This is a genomic window from Microbacterium sp. MMO-56, from assembly GCF_037146215.1.
Taxonomy (GTDB): domain Bacteria; phylum Actinomycetota; class Actinomycetes; order Actinomycetales; family Microbacteriaceae; genus Microbacterium.
The window spans coordinates 169,461-188,851 of record NZ_JBBCVW010000001.1 but is presented as its reverse complement, the minus strand read 5'-3'; the positions used below and the strand labels follow the sequence as shown (position 1 = coordinate 188,851).

14 protein-coding genes are annotated in these 19,391 nt (G+C 71.8%); 7 read left to right on the top strand and 7 right to left on the bottom strand.

The annotated features are described in order from the left end of the window. The first annotated feature begins 58 nt into the window (after positions 1-58). Positions 59-1,102: a LacI family DNA-binding transcriptional regulator gene (locus tag WFI00_RS00825; protein WP_336631329.1), complete on the top strand. Its 1,044-nt coding sequence runs from the start codon at positions 59-61 to the stop codon at positions 1,100-1,102. On the opposite strand, the gene WFI00_RS00820 is transcribed toward WFI00_RS00825, so the two are convergent. Then, on the bottom strand, positions 1,069-2,895 hold the full coding sequence (locus tag WFI00_RS00820) for a beta-L-arabinofuranosidase domain-containing protein (protein ID WP_336631330.1): 1,827 nt from the start codon (positions 2,893-2,895) through the stop codon (positions 1,069-1,071). The two genes, WFI00_RS00825 and WFI00_RS00820, sit on opposite strands and share 34 nt — an antisense overlap. Before the next feature lie 86 nt (positions 2,896-2,981). Between WFI00_RS00820 and WFI00_RS00815 the strand changes: the two genes are divergently transcribed. Together WFI00_RS00815 and WFI00_RS00810 are read left to right on the top strand one after the other, a co-directional pair. Continuing rightward, a complete protein-coding gene (locus tag WFI00_RS00815) occupies positions 2,982-5,165 on the top strand; it encodes an alpha-galactosidase (RefSeq protein WP_336631331.1) in 2,184 nt (727 codons plus the stop codon). Further along, positions 5,162-6,502, top strand: a complete 1,341-nt coding sequence (locus tag WFI00_RS00810; RefSeq protein WP_336631332.1) for a glycoside hydrolase family 27 protein — start codon at positions 5,162-5,164, stop codon at positions 6,500-6,502. The genes WFI00_RS00815 and WFI00_RS00810 overlap by 4 nt, the downstream gene beginning before the upstream one ends. Here the strand turns inward: WFI00_RS00810 and WFI00_RS00805 are convergent. The 6 genes from WFI00_RS00805 to WFI00_RS00780 all read right to left on the bottom strand — a co-directional run bounded on the left by WFI00_RS00805 (position 6,495) and on the right by WFI00_RS00780 (position 13,902). Then, positions 6,495-7,610 (bottom strand): Gfo/Idh/MocA family protein, encoded by a 1,116-nt coding sequence (locus tag WFI00_RS00805; protein WP_336631333.1) that lies wholly within the window; start codon positions 7,608-7,610, stop codon positions 6,495-6,497. The two genes, WFI00_RS00810 and WFI00_RS00805, sit on opposite strands and share 8 nt — an antisense overlap. Continuing rightward, the gene (locus WFI00_RS00800) at positions 7,607-8,377 is read right to left on the bottom strand and encodes a ThuA domain-containing protein (protein WP_336631334.1); all 771 of its coding nucleotides are present in this window, start codon (positions 8,375-8,377) and stop codon (positions 7,607-7,609) included. The genes WFI00_RS00805 and WFI00_RS00800 overlap by 4 nt, the downstream gene beginning before the upstream one ends. Further along, positions 8,374-10,677: a beta-glucosidase gene (locus WFI00_RS00795; RefSeq protein WP_336631335.1), complete on the bottom strand. Its 2,304-nt coding sequence runs from the start codon at positions 10,675-10,677 to the stop codon at positions 8,374-8,376. Before WFI00_RS00795 ends, WFI00_RS00800 begins: the two co-directional genes overlap by 4 nt. Beyond that, complete coding sequence (locus WFI00_RS00790) at positions 10,677-11,588, bottom strand: carbohydrate ABC transporter permease (RefSeq protein ID WP_336631336.1); 912 nt, start codon at positions 11,586-11,588, stop codon at positions 10,677-10,679. Before WFI00_RS00790 ends, WFI00_RS00795 begins: the two co-directional genes overlap by 1 nt. Continuing rightward, a complete protein-coding gene (locus tag WFI00_RS00785) occupies positions 11,588-12,562 on the bottom strand; it encodes a carbohydrate ABC transporter permease (protein WP_336631337.1) in 975 nt (324 codons plus the stop codon). The genes WFI00_RS00790 and WFI00_RS00785 overlap by 1 nt, the downstream gene beginning before the upstream one ends. Positions 12,563-12,627: 65 nt before the next feature. Continuing rightward, positions 12,628-13,902, bottom strand: coding sequence for an ABC transporter substrate-binding protein (locus WFI00_RS00780; RefSeq protein ID WP_336631338.1), 1,275 nt, complete (start codon positions 13,900-13,902; stop codon positions 12,628-12,630). A gap of 264 nt (positions 13,903-14,166) precedes the next feature. Between WFI00_RS00780 and WFI00_RS00775 the strand changes: the two genes are divergently transcribed. From WFI00_RS00775 to WFI00_RS00760, 4 genes are read left to right on the top strand one after another with little or no spacing between them, the layout of a single operon-like run. Then, positions 14,167-15,168, top strand: a complete 1,002-nt coding sequence (locus WFI00_RS00775) for a LacI family DNA-binding transcriptional regulator (RefSeq protein ID WP_336631339.1) — start codon at positions 14,167-14,169, stop codon at positions 15,166-15,168. After that, positions 15,165-16,040, top strand: a complete 876-nt coding sequence (locus WFI00_RS00770; protein ID WP_336631340.1) for a nucleoside hydrolase — start codon at positions 15,165-15,167, stop codon at positions 16,038-16,040. Before WFI00_RS00775 ends, WFI00_RS00770 begins: the two co-directional genes overlap by 4 nt. A gap of 25 nt (positions 16,041-16,065) precedes the next feature. Continuing rightward, entirely contained in the window at positions 16,066-16,932 is an 867-nt protein-coding gene (locus WFI00_RS00765) for an amidohydrolase family protein (RefSeq protein WP_336631341.1), read from the top strand. Then, positions 16,929-19,337, top strand: a complete 2,409-nt coding sequence (locus WFI00_RS00760) for a glycosyl hydrolase family 95 catalytic domain-containing protein (RefSeq protein WP_336631342.1) — start codon at positions 16,929-16,931, stop codon at positions 19,335-19,337. The genes WFI00_RS00765 and WFI00_RS00760 overlap by 4 nt, the downstream gene beginning before the upstream one ends. Positions 19,338-19,391 lie beyond the last annotated feature (54 nt).

The window sequence follows — 19,391 nt, the reverse complement described above, 5'->3', positions numbered from 1 at the left end:
GGCCTCACGATGACACAGCGGTGGACACGAGTCCCGGAACTTGCGCAAAATGGAGGACATGGATGCCGGCACCCGTGCGACCCTGTCCGACGTGGCCGGCGCGGCCGGGGTGAGCGTGGCCACGGCGTCGCGAGCCCTGCGCGGCCGCGGGGAGATGGCGCCCGAGACGCGGGCACGGGTGCTCGCCGCGGCGAAGGGTCTCGACTACTCCCGCGCCGGAGATGCGCGCGGGCGCCCCCGCGGCGGCACATCGCGCGTCTTCGACCTCGTGCTCGGCCACTTCCACGACCCGTACACCGACGAGGTGACCGCCGGGGCGCACACGGCGGCATCCGAGCTGGACTACGACCTCGTGCTCACCGCCGAACGGGATGACCCGGCCGACGACTGGCCCGTCCGCACCCGCTCGCGCGGCACGGCGGGGGTCGTGCTCGGCCTCATCGTCCCGACGACCTCGCAGATGGAGGTGATGCAGGGCGCGGGCATCCCGGTCGTCCTCCTGGAGCCGCCGTCGGGGTCGACGCTCAGCCTCCCGAGCGTGCGCAACACCGACGCCGCGGGCGGCGAGGCCGCCGCCGAGCACCTGCTCGCACGGGGGGCGCGCCGATTCATCCTGATCGGCGGCATCCCGTCGTACCGGTACGGGCGGGCGCGGATCGACGGCTTCGTGGCCGCCCTGGAGCGCTCGGCACCGCGCGCCCCCCGCGTCCGCACCCACGCGGACTGGACCGCGGTGGACGCACGTCGCGCCTGTGCGCGAGCGCTCGACGATCTCGGCGGGGACGGCATCATCGGCCTGTTCGCGTGCTCCGACGAGATGGCCGCGGGCGCCTACCGCGCGATCGCGGACGCGGGCCTCACCGTCGGGCGCGACGTGCTCGTGGTCGGGTTCGACGACGTCCGCGGCGCGCGGTGGCTGCATCCCCCGCTGACGACGATCCGGCAGCCCATCCGCGAGATGGCCGCCGCCGCCGTGCACATGCTCGCCGAGATGGCCGCGGGCGAGACGCTGACCGATCGGGTCGTCGAGCTTCCGACCGAGCTGGTCGCCCGCGGATCGACCGGAGGTCAGAGCCCGGCAGGCGGGCGCACGGGGAAGTAGACCGCGTACGGCTCGTCGACGACCTCGTGCAGCGGGACGAGACGGATCGAGAACGGCTGCCCGGCGGTGCGGTAGCGCGTGAGCCACTGCGACCACTGGCGCTCGTCGTCGGGCCGCAGGAGCGCCGCCGCGTCCGCGGGGTCGCCCTCGAGCGAAATCTCCCGGTCGACGAGACCCGCGAGCACGGTCGCGCCCTCCACGAAGGCGACCGTGGTCGGCTCGTCGGGGATCGGGACGGCGCGCACCGTGAACGGGAAGGCGACCTCGATCGTGTGCGCACCGCCGGGGTGCCGCACCTCGAGGAAACGGCCGATCCGCTCGACCGGGATCGACGCGTGCACGTCGGGCTCGCCGACGGTCCAGGCGGGAACCCGCAGGCGCAGCCGCACGGTGCCCGAGGCGGAGATCTCCACCGAGATGCGCTGCGCGCGCGGCCGATGGGCGTCACCCCCGGGCCCGGCATTGGCGTCGGGCCCGACGTAGCGCGCGTCGTCGAGGACGCGCACGTGCACCGTCGCGGGCCCCGTCGGCGTCGACAGCTCTGCTCGGACGGGCACGTACTGCGCGATCGTCGCCGCGCCGTCGTCGTCGGCGTAGAGCGCGAGAGCGCCGTGGCGGGTGTGGGCCTGGACGAGGGTGCCGTGACAGCACCAGAAGTCCTCCGTCGGCGAGCCCCAGGCCTTGGTCGCGCCGCTCTCGAGCGGGAGGAAGTAGGCGACCATCCCGGTTCCCGGGTGCTGCTGGGCGAGGATGCCGTTGACGAGGTTCGCCTCGATGTAGTCGAGGTAGCCCGCCTCGCCCGTCCACCGGTACAGGACGTCCGCGAGGCGGATCATGTTGTAGACCGAGCAGTGCTCCTGCGTCTTGCGCCCCCGCCGGCTCGCGAACGCGTGGGGCGGCGTCCAGATCTCCCCCGAGGTCTGACCGCCCGTGCAGAACGTGCCGCGCCGGGTCACCGCCCAGTCCCAGTACGCCTCCACGACTCGACGCCAGGCGGCGTCGCCGGTCACCTCGAACGCGCGCGCGGCTCCGAGGATCTCCGGGATCGTCGTGTTGGCGTGCATGTTGGTCAGCATGTCGCGCCCGTCGAGGAGACCGTCGAACAGGGACCTGTGCGTGTACCGCTCCAGCAGGTCGCGGTACATGTCGTCTCCGGTGGCCTCGAGCAGGTCGGCCCACACCTCCAGCATCCCGCCGGTCTCCACCTCGAGGATCTGCTGGAACGCCGCGGCGTCGAAGCCGCGCGCCCAGGCGGCGATGACCTCCGACGCCCGGCGGGCCATCCCGAGCGCACGCTCGTCGCCGAGATCGCGGTACACGTCGACGAGTCCCATGAGGGTCTTGTGGATGTTGTACTGCGGCGCCCACACGTCGCGCCCTTCCGCCAGTCGGCGCAGGTAGGCGGGCGGGATGCCGAAGACCCAGCCGTCGCCACCGTCCTGGCAGGTCTCCAGCGCGTCGAGCACCACCTCCAGCTTGCCGCGCAGCACGGGGTCCCCGGTCACCGCCACCTCGCGGGCCGTCGCCGACAGCCAGTGCCCGAGGAAGTGCCCGCGCAGCTGCGCTCCCGGCGTCTCCCACCCCCAGTGCCGACCCCAGCCGCGCTCGACGCCCGGCGTCGAAGACGGCGCCAGATGCCATCCCTGGTCACCGATGCCGGCCTCGATCCGGTGATTCTGCACGAGAGCGTCCTCGTCGAGCGCCGCGAGGTAGTCGCGGTTGACTCGCCGACGCCGGTCGTAGGTCCCCGGCAGCAGCCGGACCGCAGCGAGCGGGAGAGAGGAAGACATCATGTTGTGCACAGCTCCTTCGGTGTGGTGAGATCGATCTCTGAGAGAGTACTCCGTCGTACCGATTCACAGAAGAGGAGCATGTCTTCATGCGCGTCGTCCACCTCACCGCCGAGGGGGTGTCGATCGTCGTCTCGGCGATCGACGACCGCCTGCCCGCGATCGTCCACTGGGGCCGAGCGGTCACCGGCTCCGACGAAGATCTGCTCGGTCTCGTCGCCGCGGAGTTCCGCCCGGGCCTGGACGACGTGTCGGATGTCCCGTATCCACCGTCATTACTGCCCGAACATGCTCGCGGGTGGTTCGGCACGCCGGGAGTGAGCGCGCACCGCGGCGGAGCCGCCTGGGCCCCGCGCCTCCGCCTTCACTCCCTCACCCTCGACGGCGAGGAGCTGCCTCCGGGTGTCACGACGGCCGGGGCGGGGCGCATCGTGGCCCGCGCCCACGATCTCGACGCTGCGATCGAGGTCGAGCTAGAGATCGATCTCTCGGTCGGCGGACTCCTCCGCTCTCGTGGACACATCCGCAACCTCTCGTCGGCCGTCGAGCCCCTCGAGGTCCAGGAAGTGTCGGTGATGCTGCCGATCCCCACCCGGGCGAGCGAGATCCTCGACTTCAGCGGCCGGTGGGCGCACGAGCGCATTCCGCAGCGTCACCCCGTCGTGCGCGGCACGCACGCCCGCTCCTCGCGCCGCGGGCGCACGGGGCTCGACGCCACCACCGTGCAGGCGATCGGCACACCCGGGTTCTCCGCGGACGCCGGCGAGACGTGGCTCTGCCATGTCGGCTTCAGCGGCAACCATCAGCACGCGGTCGAGCGCGCAGACGGGACGCTCGCGTTCCGCGGGGGCGAACTGCTCCTGCCCGGCGAAGTGCGGCTGGCATCCGGCCAGGAGTACACCGGGCCGTGGGTCTCCGGCGCCTTCGGCGACGGGCTCGACGAGGCCTCGGGACGCTTCCACGCGTGGCTGCGCGGAATCTCGCGGTCCTCCCGCCGGGCCCGGCCGGTCACTCTGAACGTCTGGGAGGCCGTCTACTTCGACCACGATCGTGCCGTCCTGTCCGACCTGGCCGCCCGCGCCGCCGCCCTCGGCGTCGAGCGCTACGTCCTGGACGACGGGTGGTTCCGCGGCCGGACCGACGATCGGGCGGGGCTCGGCGACTGGACGCCGGACCCGATCGCCTGGCCGGAGGGCCTGCGTCCGCTCGCGGACGAGGTGCGCGCTCTGGGGATGGAGTTCGGTCTCTGGGTGGAGCCGGAGATGATCAACGAGGACTCGGATCTCGCCCGCGCGCACCCCGACTGGATCCTCCGCGCGGGGCCGGAGCTGCCGCCGCAGTACCGGTTCCAGCAGGTGCTCGACCTGACGAACCCGGAGGCGTTCGCCCACATCCTGGAGCGGCTCGACGCGCTCGTCCGCGAGATCGGCGTGAGCTACCTGAAGTGGGACCACAATCGCGACCTCGTCGCCGCCGGCCATCCCGCCACCGGGACGCCCGCGGTGCACGAGCAGACCCTCGCGCTCTACGCGCTCCTCGACGAGCTTCGCCGCCGCCACCCCGACCTCGAGATCGAGAGCTGCGCCTCCGGCGGCGGCCGGGTGGATCTCGGCATCCTGGAGCGCACCGACCGCATCCACCCGTCGGACAGCCACGACCCGAGCGACCGCTTCCACATCCTCCGCTGGACGGGGCTGCTCGTCCCGCCGGAGATGATGGGCTCGCACGTCGCCTCCCCCGTCTCGAGTGTGACCGGACGCACACACGCGCTGGACTTCCGCTGCGCCGTCGCCTTCCTCGGACACTTCGGCATCGAGTGGGACATCCGCGAGCTCGATGACGCCGACCGCGCCACGATCGCCGAGTGGATCGCCCGGTACCGCCGTCACCGCGAACTCATCGCCACCGGCCGGAGCGTCGGCGGCGGGGAGCTCGACGCGACAGCGCCGCAGGTGCGCGGCGTCGTCGCGCCCGACGGAGCCGAGGGCATCTTCACGATCGTCACTCCGCCGGTGACCCCCGACACGCTCGCGCGTGTCCGCTTCGCCGGGCTGCGCGACGATGCACGATACCGGGTCACCGCCTCGGCCCCCGAGTCGCTGGGCCCGCCGTGGCAGGTTCCCGAATGGCTGCGCGAGAACCCCGGTTTGGAGGGCGACGGACCGGCTCCCGTCCTGTCCGGATCGCTGCTGGGTCGCGTGGGCCTCGAGTTCCCGACCTTCCACCCGGATCGTGCGGCGATCGTCCACCTCGAGGAGGTCTCGACCGCATGACCCCGCTCCACCACGACCACGACCACGACCACGACCTCGACCTCGACCTCGACAAGGAGACGATGATGATCGACGCCCGCCGTCTGGCGGCCGCACGGCCGCCGCTGGGCTGGAACAGCTGGGACTGCTTCGGCTCGTCCGTGACCGAGGAGGAAGTGATCGCGAACGCCGAGTATCTGGCCGAGCACCTGCTGCCCTTCGGCTGGGACACCGTGGTCGTGGACATCCAGTGGTACGAGCTCGACCCGGGCTCGCACGACTACCAGACCGTCTCCACCCCGCTGCTCGACGCGTGGGGCAGGCCGATCCCGGCACCGGAGCGGTTCCCGTCCTCGGCCGGGACGGGCTCGTTCGCGCCGCTGGCCGAGCGGATCCACGGGCTCGGCCTGCGCTTCGGCGTGCACCTGATGCGCGGAGTGCCGCGGGCCGCGGCGGATGCGGCGCTGCCGATTCTCGGGGAGCCATCCGCGACGTGCGACTCGATCGCCGATCGCGCGAACACCTGCGTGTGGAACCCCGACAACTACGGGGTCGACATGACTGCGCCGGGTGCCCAGGCGTACTACGACTCCGTCTTCGCGCAGCTGGCCGAGTGGGGGGTCGACTTCGTCAAGCTCGACGACGTCCTCTACCCGCCGGTGGAGTCGGCCGAGATCGCCGCCGTCTCGCGGGCCATCGACCGCACGGGCCGCCCCATGGTGCTGAGCCTGTCGCCGGGCAAGCAGCTGTCGCTCGCGCATCTCGACTCCCTCCGGGCGACCGGGCAGATGTGGCGCATCTCCGACGACTTCTGGGACGACTGGGGCCAGGTCCTCGAGCAGTTCCAGCGCGCGGCGCGGTGGGCACCGCACCAGGTCCCCGGGGCCTGGGCGGACGCCGACATGCTCCCCTTCGGTCGGATCGGCGTGCGGGGCCACGTCGGCGAGGACCGGCTGAGCCGGCTGAGCATCGAGGAGCAGCGCACGGTCACCACTCTCTGGTCGATGATGCGTTCGCCGCTGATGTTCGGCGGACACCTTCCGGACACCCCGGCGGACACGCTGTCCCTGCTGACGAACCGCGACGTGCTCGCGCTGCGCGACAGCACCGACGGACACGAGATCATCCGCGACGGGAACCTCGTCGTGTGGAGCGCACGGCTCGGCGAGACGGCCTACCGCGCGGTCTTCTGGCTGGGCGAGGAGGCGACGACGCTGCGCCTCCACACCGACGATCTGGGCTGCGACGCCGCCGCGACGTGCCGCGACGTCTGGGACGACAGCCCCGTGGGGATCGATGCGGGCTGGATCGAGCTCGCCGTCCCCGCGCACGGGACGCGGCTGCTCGCCCTCAGCTGAGCCGCGCGGGTCCGTCTCCGCGCGAGACGGACCCGCCGCTCTCGAGGACGGCGACGGCGTCCGCATCGCCCCGGCCGCGCGCCAGCGCGACGGCCCGGAGGAGCGAAGCCTCGAACAGGTCGTCCAGACGAACCGGCCGGCCGGAGGCGGACGAATCCACGGCGGCTTCGACCATGGCGAGGCTGTGCACGTTCCGGTGGATCTCCCCGGACGGCGGCGGCCCGCCGTCGAGCGCGGCGACGAACTCGTCGAGTGCGGCGTCCAGACCCTCCGCCGCCGACCGGAGGGGGCGCGCCCGGGGCTCGTCCCCGGCTCGCTGTGCGATGACCTCGCCCTCGCCGTCCCAGACGGCGGAGCCGCCCGGAGCGGTACCGCGCCACTGACCGTTCCACGAGGTCGTCAGACCGTCTGCGCACCAGCTCCCGGAGTAGGCGAATCGTCGCCCGTCCGCAAAGCGGAAGACGGCCTGCGCCGCCGCATCGCCGCGGTACCAGCTCCAGCTCGGCGAGAACTCCTCGCAGTAGACCGACTCCGGCTCGGCATCCAGCAGGTAGCGGGCCTGGTCGAAGGTGTGGATGGCCATGTCGACGAGCAGCGGCGAGGCCATCTCGTCGCGGAACCCGCCGAACCGCGGATTCTGGAAGAAGCGGGCGTCGAGCTGCTCCGCGGAGCCGAGCTCGGCGAGCGCGTCGCGGAACGCGCGGATGCCGTCGGAGTGCCGCCGCGACTGGCTCGTGGCCACCAGGACGCCCGTCGCATCGCTGAGCGACGCCAGCACGAGGGCTTCGGCCACGGTGGGGGTCACCGGCTTCTCGGACAGCACCGGGACGCCGGCCCGGACGGCCGTCGCGGACACGTCGAGGTGGGCCTGGGGGATCGTGACGTTGATGAGGAGATCCGCGTGGACGGCGGCGAGCGCGTCGGACGCCGTCGCCACGCACGGGACGTCGAGTCCGCGCGCCCGGGCGGCGGCGCGGGCCGCGTCGGGGACGATGTCCGCGACGGCGGCGATCCGGAGGTCGTCGCGTCGGACGACCGTGTCCATCCAGGCCCCGCCCATGCCGCCCGCACCGACGATGACGACCTCGCGCGCGCGCCGATCCGTCACCGCTGGACCTCGCCGTCCCACTCCCGTGGGATGTCGAACTCGCCCTCGCGGTGCATCGCCAGGTGCGGCAACTCCCGGGGGCGATCGCTCCCGGCCCAGCGCGCCGCATTGGCGAGGACGCGCTGGATCTCCGGCTGGTGGTACACGGGGTAGTCCTGGTCTCCCGGCGAGAAGTAGAAGACGCGCCCCCGGCCGCGGGTGTAGGTCATCCCGGAGCGGAAGACCTCGCCGCCGGAGAAGTTCGACACGAAGACGAGCTCGTCGGGGGCGGGGACGTCGAAGAACTCCCCGTACATCTCCTGCGCGGGGATCACGATGGGCTGCGGCACGCCCTCGGCGATCGGGTGCGCGGGGGCGACCGTCCACACGAGCTCCCGGTCCTGCGCCTGCCGCCAGCGCAGCGCGCAGGTCGTGCCCATCAGGCGGATGAAGATCTTCGAGAAGTGCGCGGAGTGCAGGGCGACCAGTCCCATGCCGCTCAGGACCTGGCGGTGCACCCGGTCGACCACGTGGTCGCTCACCGCGTCGTGGCGGAGGTGACCCCACCAGAAGAGCACGTCGGTGCGGTCGAGGCGCTCCTGCGTGAGCCCGTGCTCGTCGTCGTCGAGGGTCGCGGTCTCGACCACCGCGTCGGGGCCGAGGAGCGCCCGGAGCCCCGCCGCGATCGTCCCGTGCATCGTGTCCGGATAGAGCGCCCGCGGTATGTCGTGGTGCTTCTCGTGGTGGTTCTCGCCCCACACCAGGACGCGCAGCGGCGGCGTGCTCACCGCGCGTCCTCGACGCTCCACGGCGTGCGCAGGGCTCGCCGTGCCGGGGCGATCCGCTCCCCCGTGAGCTCGACGCGCGCCGAACGGTCGAGGTGCGCGGACGACGGTCCGACGGCGAGCTCGACGACCCCCGGCTCGACGGCGAGGACGCCGTCGGAACCCGTGGCCGCGAGCATCGCCGCCGGCAGGACGAACCGCACGCGTCGCCGGGCACCGGCGGGGACCTCGATACGCGCGAACCCGACCAGCTGCACCGCGGGGCGGACGATGACCCCGACCGGGAACGAGGCGTACAGCTGGACGACCTCCACGGCCGCCTCGCCGTCGTTGCGGATGACGGCGGACACCTCGACGTCGCCGTCGGTCGGAACCGCCGCCGCGACGTCGATGCTCCCGTAGGAGATCCGCCCGCGCGTGATGCCGAAGCCGAACGGGTAGAGCGGGCTGGGATCGGCGACCGTGATGCCTGCGTTGTGCCGCCCGAGCGGAGGCTGCAGGTAGGTCGTCGACGCGCCCGGCGCGCGCGGGATCTGCACCGGCAGGCGCCCGCTCGGCGAGACACGGCCCGACAGGATGCCGGCGACCGCCGCCGCGCCGTCCGCGCCCGGGAAGAACGCCTGCACGATGCCCGTCGCCGCCGCGTAGTCGCCCAGCGCGTACGGACGTCCGGACAGGACGACGAGGACCGTGGGGACACCGGTTCCCAGCACCGCGGTGACGAGCTCGTGCTGATGCCCCGGGAGCCGCAGGTCGGGGGCGTCGCAGCCTTCGCCCGAGGTGCCGGCGCCGAACAGGCCCGCCACGTCGCCCACGACGAGGACGGCGAGATCGCTCCGGCGGGCGAGCTCGACCGCGGCGGGGATGCCGCTGTCGTCGCCGCCGACGATCTCGCAGCCGCGCTCCAGACGGATCCGGGCGTGCGGGAACTCGGCGCGCATCGCCGCCTCGACCGTCGGGATCTCGATGCCGGGGTCGTGGCCGGGGTGCTTGGAGAGCACGTGGTTCGGGAACGAGTAGCAGCCCAGCAGGCTGCGGTACTCCTCCGCGGCGGGGCCGATCAGGGCGATGCTCGCGGAGTCCGGCAGCGGGAGCACGTCGTCGTCGCGCAGCAGCACCACGGACTCCTCGGCCATGCGCGCGGACAACGCCCGGTTGGCCGCACTGTCGAGATCGACCGTCTCGGCCCCGTCGGGGACGACCGGTGCGCCGTCGAGCAGACCGGCGGCGATCTTCTGCTCCAGGTGACGCACCACCGCACGGTCGAGGTCGGAGGCCTCGACGACCCCTTCCCGGACGAGGCGGGGAAGGGCCGCGTAGGCGACCGTCTGCGGCAGCTCCACGTCGACCCCCGCGGCGAGCGCGAGCGCCCCCGCGGCATCCGAGTCGCCCGCCACGCGGTGCATCGAGACGAGGAACGGGATCGCCCAGTAGTCCGCGACGACGGTGCCCTCGAAGCCCCACTCGTCGCGCAGGATCCGGCCGAGCAGATCTCGGTTCGCGGAGCTGGGGACGCCGTCGACGTCGGTATAGGAGGTCATGACGCTCCGTGCGCCGCCGAGGCGGAGCGCGGTCTCGAAGGGCGGCAGCACGGTGTCGGCGAACTCGCGCGGGCCCATGCTCACCGGAGCGTGGTTGCGGGCGCCGCGCGAGGCGGCGTATCCCGCGAAGTGCTTGAGGGTGGCCACGATCCCCGCGCTCTCCAGGCCCGACACGTACGCCGCGCCGAGCTGGCCGACGAGGTACGGGTCTTCGCCGAGGGTCTCCTCGACCCTCCCCCAGCGGTAGTCCTTCACGACGTCGACGACGGGGGCGAGCCCCTGATGGATGCCGAGGGCCCGCATGTCCTCGCCGATCCGGCGCGCCATCCGGCGCACGAGGTCCTCGTCGAAGGTCGCGGCCCAGGCGAGCGGGGTCGGGTAGGCCGTGGCGCCGAACGCCGCGAGACCCGTGAGGCACTCCTCGTGGGCGAAGGCGGGGATGCCCAGTCGTTGTCCGTCGACGACACGCGCCTGGAGCTCGCGCAGGCGCCGGACGCCCTCGGACACCGTGATCGGCTCGGTGCCGAACACACGCGTGAGCTGCCCCAGTCCTCCCGTGAAGAGATCGGCCGGGGTGCCCGCCCGATCGTCGTCGAGCCGAGGGGCGAAGTCGTCCGCGGCATCCGTGAGCCAGACCGAGCCCAGCTGCGCGGCCTTCTCCTCGAGCGTGAGCTCCGCCACGAGCAGTTCCGCGCGCTCGCGCGCACTCCGCGTCGTGTCGCGCCACCGGTCCGTGCCGGCGGCGATCGCGTGCGTGCCCATCAGCCCTTGAACGCCCCGTCCATGATGCCGGCGACCATGCGACGCCCGACGAAGAAGAACACGATGAGGAGCGGCAGCGTCGCCAGGAACGAGCCGCCCATGGACAGTGCCAGGTCGATCGTCCGGTTGGCCTGCAGCTGCTTCAGCGCGATCTGCACCGTGAACAGCTCGGGCGACTTCAGCACGATGAACGGCCACATGAAGTCGTTCCAGACGCTCGTGAAGGTGATGAGCCCGAGCACGAACACGGCCGGCCGCACGACGGGCAGGCCGATACGCCAGAAGATCTGCCAGCTGTTGGCGCCGTCGATGCGGGCGGCGTGCATGAGCTCGTCGTTCAGCGTGGTCGACATGTGCTGACGCATCCAGAAGATGCCGAAGGCGCTCGCGAGACCCGGGACGATGATCGCCTGCAGGGTGTCGACCCAGTCCAGCGCCGAGATGATGAGGTACTGCGGGATGACGCTCAGCTGCGCGGGAACGGTCATCGTCAGGATGACGATCAGGAAGAGCACGTTGCGACCGGGGAATTCGAGCTTGGCGAACGCGAACCCCGCCAGCGCGCACAGCAGCGACGCGACGACGGCGATCGTGAGCGAGACGATCACGCTGTTCATCAACGACTGGAAGAACGGCACGGTGTCGAACACCTTCGCAGCGATGTCGAAGAAGTTCAGACCCGGGTACAGTCGCGGCGGGACCGAGGTCACCGCCGAGGCGCCCGCCGAGGCGATGACGAACATGTAGTACAGCGGGAAGACGCTGATGAGCACGGCGATGCCGAGCATCAGGTAGACGGGCCAGCGCACGCGGCCCACCCGGCCGCCTCCGCGCTTCTTCTTCCCGGGGCGGGGTGCCCCGTCGATCTCCTGCAGCGCCTGCGGGATCGCGGTGTCGATCGGATCGGACATCAGCGTGCCTTCCGGGTGCGGGTGGACAGGAAGAAGTTGAGCGCGGCGACGACGACGACGATGACGAACAGGGCGACGCCGATCGCGGATCCGTAGCCGAACGAGAACTGGCCGAAGCCCTGCTCGTAGAGGAAGAGCGCGAGGGTCTGGCACTGTCGTCCGCCGCCGCACGTCAGGCCGGATTCGGGCGAGACGAGCAGGGGCTCGGTGAAGATCTGCAGACCGCCGATCGTCGACATGACGACCGTGAAGATGATGATGGGCCGCAGCGACGGGATCGTCAAGTGGATGAACTGCTGCCATCCGCTGGCTCCGTCCACGGATGCCGCCTCGTAGATCTCGCGCGGGATCGCCTGGAGACCGGCGAGGTACAGGAGGGTGTTGTAGCCGAACCACCTCCACATCACCATCGAGGAGATGACGATCCAGGATCCGACCTGCGAGGACAGGAAGTTGACCGCCGGCAGGCCCAGGGACCCGAGCACCCAGTTGATCAGTCCGAAGTTCTTGTCGAAGATCTGCGCGAAGACGATCGCGGTCGCCGCCACCGAGGTGATGTAGGGCACCAGGAGCGCCATCCGGAAGAAGTTCGCCATCTTCAGGGCTGCATGGTTCAGCAGGTGGGCGAGTCCCAGGGCGAGGAGCAGCTGCGGGATCGTGGAGATCAGGAAGATCCCGAACGTGTTGACGAGCGCGTTCCAGAAGCGGCCGTCCTGGAGCAGCCGCTCGAAGTTCGCGAGGCCGACGAAGGTCTGCTCACCGATCGGGTTCCAGTCGAACAGCGCCACGTAGAACGTGAACAGCAGCGGGAAGAGCCCGAAGACGATGAAGATGACGAAGAACGGCGCGATGTAGATGTACGGTGCCACCCGCTCCGCCCAGTGCTGGCGGATGGGACGGCGATCGCCGCGATGTCGTCGTCGGGGTTCCTTGCGGGTGGGGATGGCGGGGGCTGTCGCCGTCGACGCGCTCATGATGCTCCTTCGGTCGGGGGGGGGGGGGGGGGGGGCCCCCCCCCCCCCCCCCCCGACGGGGTGGATCAGCCGCCGATCGCAGCCTTGGCGTTGCCGACCGCGGTCTGCCACGCGTCTGCGGGCTTGACGTTGCCGACTTCCATGTCCACGAGGGTGTTGAGCAGCGCCGAGCCGATCGCACTGGTGTCCGGACCGTTGTAGAAGGCCTTGAACTTCAGCACCGAGTCGCTGACGACCTCGCCGATCTTGGAGTCGCCGTAGAACGGGTCGGTGTAGGAGCGCACCTCGGTGCTCTCCAGCGCGCTCTTGGCGGCGGGGAAGGTGCCCGTCTCGGTGAAGTGCGTGGTCTGGCCCTCCGGCGAGAGCATCGTGGAGATGTACTGCCACGCGGCCTTCGGGTTCTTGGCGCGCGCCGGGATGGCGATCACGCTGCCGCCCCAGTTGCCGCCGACGCCGGGGATGGAGGCGTAGCGCCAGTTGCCCGAGGTGTCGGGCGCGGCGTTCTTGATGCCGGCGAGCAGCCACGACGGGGCGATGGTCACGGCGAAGGAGCCGTTCGCCTTACCCGGGTCCCAGCCCGACGACCACGCGGCGATGCCCGCGCTGATGCCGGCGTCGTAGGTCTCCACCGCGACGTCGAACGCGTTCTTCACCTGGGGGTTGGTGTCGAACACCAGCTCCCCGTCGGGCGAGTAGTACTTCTCGTCGACCTGGTTGACGGTGGAGAAGAAGATGCTGGTCTCGACGTTGTCCACGAACGGCTTGCCGGTGGCGGCCGTGTACTTCTTGCCCATCGCGATGAAGTCGTCCCACGTCGACCACATCTTCGCGACCTCGGCGGGATCGGTCGGCAGGCCCGCCGCCTCGAAGAGGTCCGCCCGGTAGGCGAAGCCGAGTCCGCCGATGTCGGTCGGGATGCCGATGATCGAGCCGTCCTTGGCGGTCGCGGCGCCGACGGCCCAGTCGAGGTACTTGTCGCCGATGTCGTCGCCGCCGAGCGTGCGCAGGTCGACGAAGTTGCCCGGGTTCTCGACGAACTTGGGCAGGTCGTCGTTCTGGATCATCACGAGGTCGGGAACCTTGCCGCCGGCGAGGGCGGCGGTGAGCGCGGTGGCGGTCTCGGTGGTGCTGCCCACCTCGGTCAGCTTCACCTTCGCGTCCGGGTTCTGCGCCAGGTATCGGTCGACCGAGGCCTTCTGGCCGATGCCGGTGAACGACCAGAAGTCGAACTCCGCGTTGGGATCGTCCGACGCACCGCCGGATCCTCCCGACGTGCATCCGGCGAGCGCCAGCGCCACAACGGCGGCGGCGGCGGGAATGGCGAATCTGCGACGAGACACGACTGCTCCTCTTCTTTGGGGACATGTGACTGCGGTGAGGCCACCCTGACCTCGCTGAGAGATCGATCTCTCATCCACGGAAACAGTAACGGCTCGGCGCTCTCCCGGCAAGGCCAATGTCTGATGAATTTCGGGCAGCACCCTCGAAAGCCACCGAAAACCGCGCCGACAGTGCACCCCACCTCCGAATCATGCAATGATCGTCCGAGTCTGAGATCGATCTATGACAGACCAGATCGGCCGATCTCGTAGGAGAGGGAAGCGATGCCACGACCGACGATCCTCGATGTCGCCAAGGCTGCGGGCGTCTCGCGCGCGACGGCGGCGCGAGTGCTGGCGGGGGCGACGAACGTCGACCCCGCGATGGCGTCCGCGGTCGTACGCGAGGCCGCGCGGCTGGGCTACGAGACCAACTTCGCGGCGCGCGTGCTGCGCGGCGGCCGAGCGGGCGCCATCGGTCTCGTCATCGCCTTCAACGAGCTGGGCAGCCTCAACGGGACCTTCTTCACGGCCGTGCTCAAGGGGGCCGCCAAGGGCCTGTCGGCGGGAGAGGTCCAGCCCGTCCTGCTCCCCGCGGACCACGAGGACCTCGACCGCATTCCCCGATTCCTCCGCTCGGGAGCGCTCGACGGCGCGATCGTCGTCCTCCAGCACGAGATCACCCATCTCGTCGAGCGGCTCGCCGATCCCCCGGTGCCGATCGCGTGGGTGGGTCGCCCGCGCAGCGATCTGGGAGCGTCGTCCATCGTGATCGACTCCGACAACTACGGCGGGGGTCGCCTCGCCGCCCGCGCGCTCATCGAGGCCGGCCGACGTCGCATCGGGATCATCACCGGTCCGCCTGACATGGAGCAGGCGCGGGAACGCTCGCGGGGGTGGACCGACGAGCTCGCACAGCACGGGATCGAACCCGGTCCCATCGTGCACGGCGACTTCACCCTCGACAGCGGGACGGCGGCCATGGCCCGGCTGCTCCAGCGCGCGCCCGACCTGGACGGCGTCTTCGCCTCGTCCGATCTGATGGCCGCCGGAGCGGTGCGCGTGCTGCACGCCGCCGGACGCCGGGTCCCGCAGGACGTCTCGCTGGTCGGCTTCGACGACGTCCTCATCGCCTCCACGAACGATCCGCCCCTGACGACCGTCCGCCAGCCGCTCGAGGAGATGGGCCGCGCCGCGGCCGACACCCTTCTCGCCGCGATCCGCGGGCAGAGCGTGGAGGGGATGCAGCTGCTGCCGACGTCTCTCGTGCGTCGGGAGTCGCTGTGACGCGGCCGCCGCGCCCCGTCCTCCTCAGCACCGACGCGAAGAACGAGGCCGACGACCAGTTCGCGATCGTCCACGCGCTGCTCACACCGACGCTCGACGTGCGCGGCATCCTCCCCGCGCACTTCGGCTCCGCAGGCAGCCGAGTCGCGTCCACGGCGGAGGTCGCCCTCCTCCTCGAGCTGCTCGGCGACGAGGCGACCACGGTCGCCGACGGCGCCGACGGTGCGCTCGCGCATGCCGACCATGCCCGGCCCTCCGCAGCCTCCGCGCTGATCGCCGCGGAGGTGCGCGCGGCGTCCGAGCGCGTGTCGATCGCGGTCCTCGGCCCGCTCACCGACGTCGCCTCCGCGCTTCTCGAGCATCCGGACCTCCTCGCGAAGGACCCGCTCGTGGTGTGGGTGGGCGGTCCTCCGTACGAGGGCGTCGTCGGCTACTCGCCCGAGTTCAATCTGATCAACGACGTCGCCGCGGCCAACGTCGTGATGGCCTCCGGGGTCGAGGTCTGGCAGATCCCGATGTCCGTGTACACGATGATCGGTGTCGGTCACTCGGAGCTGGAGGGGCGCCTGCGGGGCACGAGCGCACTGGGCGACTACCTCGTCGATCAGCTCATCGCGTTCAACCGCACGGTCGAGTACGGACCGCTCGATTTCCGATCGCTGGGCGACAGCCCGGCCGTCGGTGCCGTCATGAACCCCCTCGCCGCGCGCTGGAGCCTGCGTCCGCCGCCCCGCTTCAGCTCCGACGGCGAGATCGACGGCACGCACGACGATGCCCGCCGGATCCGCGTCTGCGAGGCCTTCGACACCCGCTGGCTGATCGAGGACATGTTCGCCAAGCTGCGGGCGTTCGGCACAGGCCCGCGGAGCTGACCCCCACCGAACGACCCGGAGACCCATGATCATCGATGCCCACGTCCACGTCTGGGACCCGCGCGAGCGGTCGTACGCGTGGCTGGACGGCTCCGACCTGCACCGTCCCCTGCTGCCCGACCGGTACGCCTCGGAGGCTCGCGCGGTGGGCGGCGTCGTCTTCGTCCAGGCCTCCGATGCCGACGGCGCGGGTGAGGCCCGCTGGGTCGACGCCCTCGACTGGCCGGAGCTCCTCGGCATCGTCGCGCGCATCGATCTCGCACAGGAGGCCGACGCCGTCCGCGCCGACCTCTCCGAGCTCGCCGCGATCGAGCGGGTGGTCGGGGTGCGCCACCTCCTGCAGGACGTCGACGTCGCCGACTTCCCCGCCGTCGCCGAGGGACTGCGGATCCTGGGGCGGGCAGGCGGATCCTTCGACGCCTGCATCCGCGCGACGCAGCTCCCCGCGCTCATCGACCTCCTCGAGAGCGTGCCGGACCTGACCGTCGTGCTCGACCACGTCGGCAAGCCTCCCGTCGACGCCGGGATCGACAGCGCGGATGGGCGGGCGTGGGCGGCGGGCATCACGCGGCTCGCCACCCGGCCCCGCACCTTCGTCAAGCTGTCGGGCCTGGCGGCCGAATCCCGGGATCCGGTCGCCTTCGACACCCACACGGGAGCCTTCCTCCGGCACGCCGTCGACGCGTTCGGCGCGGACCGCGCGATGCTGGGCAGCGACTGGCCCGTCAGCGCGTACGTCGGCGTCGGCGGAACGTTCTCGGACTGGACCGAGCGTGTCCGCTCGGTCGTGTCGCCGGGCGACTGGGCCGCCGTCTCGGAGACGAGCGCCCGGCGCGCCTACCTGCCGGGCGGATCGCGCGGCTTCGCCCCCGTCGCCGGGAGGCGCGCATGACCGGACCGCTCGTCTTCCGCACCCGCACGCCCGCTCCGCGCTGGGAGGACGGCCTGATCGCCGGGAGCGGGCGGGTCGGTGCGCTCGTCCACGGGTCCGCCGACGCCCTCCGGATCTCCCTCGCGCACGAGCGGTTCTTCCTGCCCGCGAACCCCCGGCCCGGGGCTCCCGACCTGCGGGCCGCCCTTCCGGACCTCCGCGCCGCCGTCGACGAGCGGGACGCGGGCGAGAGCGCATCGACAGTGCTGCGCGCGGCGTTGACGGCCGCCGGGTACGACGGTCTCGTCTGGACCGACCCCCTCGGACTGTGCGCCGTGCTCTCGCTGTCCACTCCGGGCGGGGCGAGCGAGGTCGAGCGCACCGTCGACCTCGAGCGCGGAGTCGCGACCGTGTCGTGGCTCGACGACGGCGGCGCACGGCACCGCGCGCACACGGTCGCGGTGCGCGACACCGACACGGTCCTCGTCGCGCTCGAATCCGACGTCGCGGTCCGGATCACCGTCCGTGTCGGGCTCGAGCTCGACGACGACGCGCCCGCCGCCTCTTTCGCCCCGGACTACTCCGGCGTGGTGGAGGGACATCCGCACGCGGGCCCGCCCGCGCACCTCGACGTGCGCAGCCACGACGGCTCCGTGCTCGCGACGTCGACCGTGACATCCGACGACTCCGCCGTGTGGCAGGTCCGTGGGCGGTCGCTCGAGGCCGTCCTCGACGTGCCCGCCGGCGGTCGTCGGACGGTGCGACTCGACGTCGCGGTCACCGGCCACCGCCCCCGTCCCGCCGGATCGGTCACCGACTGGCGCGGAACGCTCGACGCGCAGGAGCGCACCCACGGCGCCCTCGTCCGGAGGTCGCTCCTGGATCTCGGCAGCGACGACGGGCAGCCCGACGACAGCGTCGAAGACCTCTGGGCGCGGGCGCGCGCGGGCGATGCCACGGCGATCCGCCGCGCCGTGTCGATCGCGTACGCGGCGGGCCGGGCGAACATCATCGCGGCGACCGGTGAGCTTCCGGCCACTCTGCAGGGCGTGTGGCAGGGCACCTGGAAGCCGGCGTGGTCCGCGGACTACACGATGAACGGCAACGTGCAGAACGGGACGGTCGCCGCGCTGCTGTCGACGGGGACTCCCGAACTGATGCGCTCCGTCGCCGAGCTCGTGCTCGACCACCTCGACGACTATCGCGACAACGCCCGCCGCATCTTCGACGCGGACGGCATGCTGCTGCCCGCGCGCATGTCGACCCACGGCATCGCGAATCACGCGAATACGGACTTCCCGCACGTGTTCTGGGTGGGAGCCGGAGGGTGGGTGCTCCGGCTGATCGCCGATCTCGTCTCGACGACGGGCGACCGCACCGTCGTGGACGACCGGGTCTGGGAGCTGGCGGAGGGGGTGCTCCGCTTCGCCGAGTCGGCGACCGTGACCACCGCCGCAGGGCGGCGTCTGATCCCCGGATACTCCCCCGAGAACACCCCCGCCGGCGCGGCGTCCCCGCTCGCGGCGGACGCCACGATGGACGTCGCCATCCTCCGCGATGCCGCGCGAGCGACGCGGCTGCTCGGCGCCGCGCGCGGCGACGACTCCCTCGACGACCGATGGGCGTGCGTCACGGCCGATCTCCCGGCGTTCCGGGTGGCCGCGGACGGCACGCTTGCCGAGTGGCTCGACCCGCGGTTCCCGGAGAACCTCGCCCACCGCCACGTCTCACAGCTGTACCCGCTCTGGTACGAGCCCGACCCCGCCTTCACCGGCGACTCCCCCGCCGCGGCACAGCTGCGCGCCGCGGCTCGAGCGACCATCGACGCGAAGATCGCCTGGCGCGCCGCCGACCCGACTGCTCCTCCCGGGCGGATGGAGATGGCGTTCGGCCTCGCCCAGCTGGGCCTCGCCGCCGCTGCGCTCGGCGAGGCCGACGCGGCGCGCACGTGCGCGGAGTGGCTGGCGCTCCTGCACTGGCGGCCCGCCTTGACGACCACCCACGATGCCGGAGCGATCTTCAACCTGGATGCCAGCGGAGCGCTGCCCGCCGTCGTCGCCGCGATGCTCGTCGGCTCGACGACCGACACGGTGACGCTCCTTCCCGCCCTTCCCCGCGACTGGCCGAGTGGAGAGGTGACCGGACTGCGCGCTCGCGGCGGCATCGTCGTCGACCGGCTCCGGTGGGACGAGCACGGCGCGACCGCACTGCTGCGGTTCCTTCCCGAGGCGGAGTGGCTCCGACCCGCCGCCGGCACGCGCGTGATCGCGGGGCCCGGATTCAGCCTGTCGGACGTGCCCGACGGCACCGGCGGCACGCCCCGACGCGGGCGGCTCGTCGGCGAGCGGATCGGTGCGGCGCCGACCGAGATACGGATGGAGCGCGTCGTCGCCGACACACCCCGGCACGGCGATTCATCGCACTAATACATCCATTTCGACCACCCTTTTCCAAAAGGCGCCCGGATTCCCCCGATATAG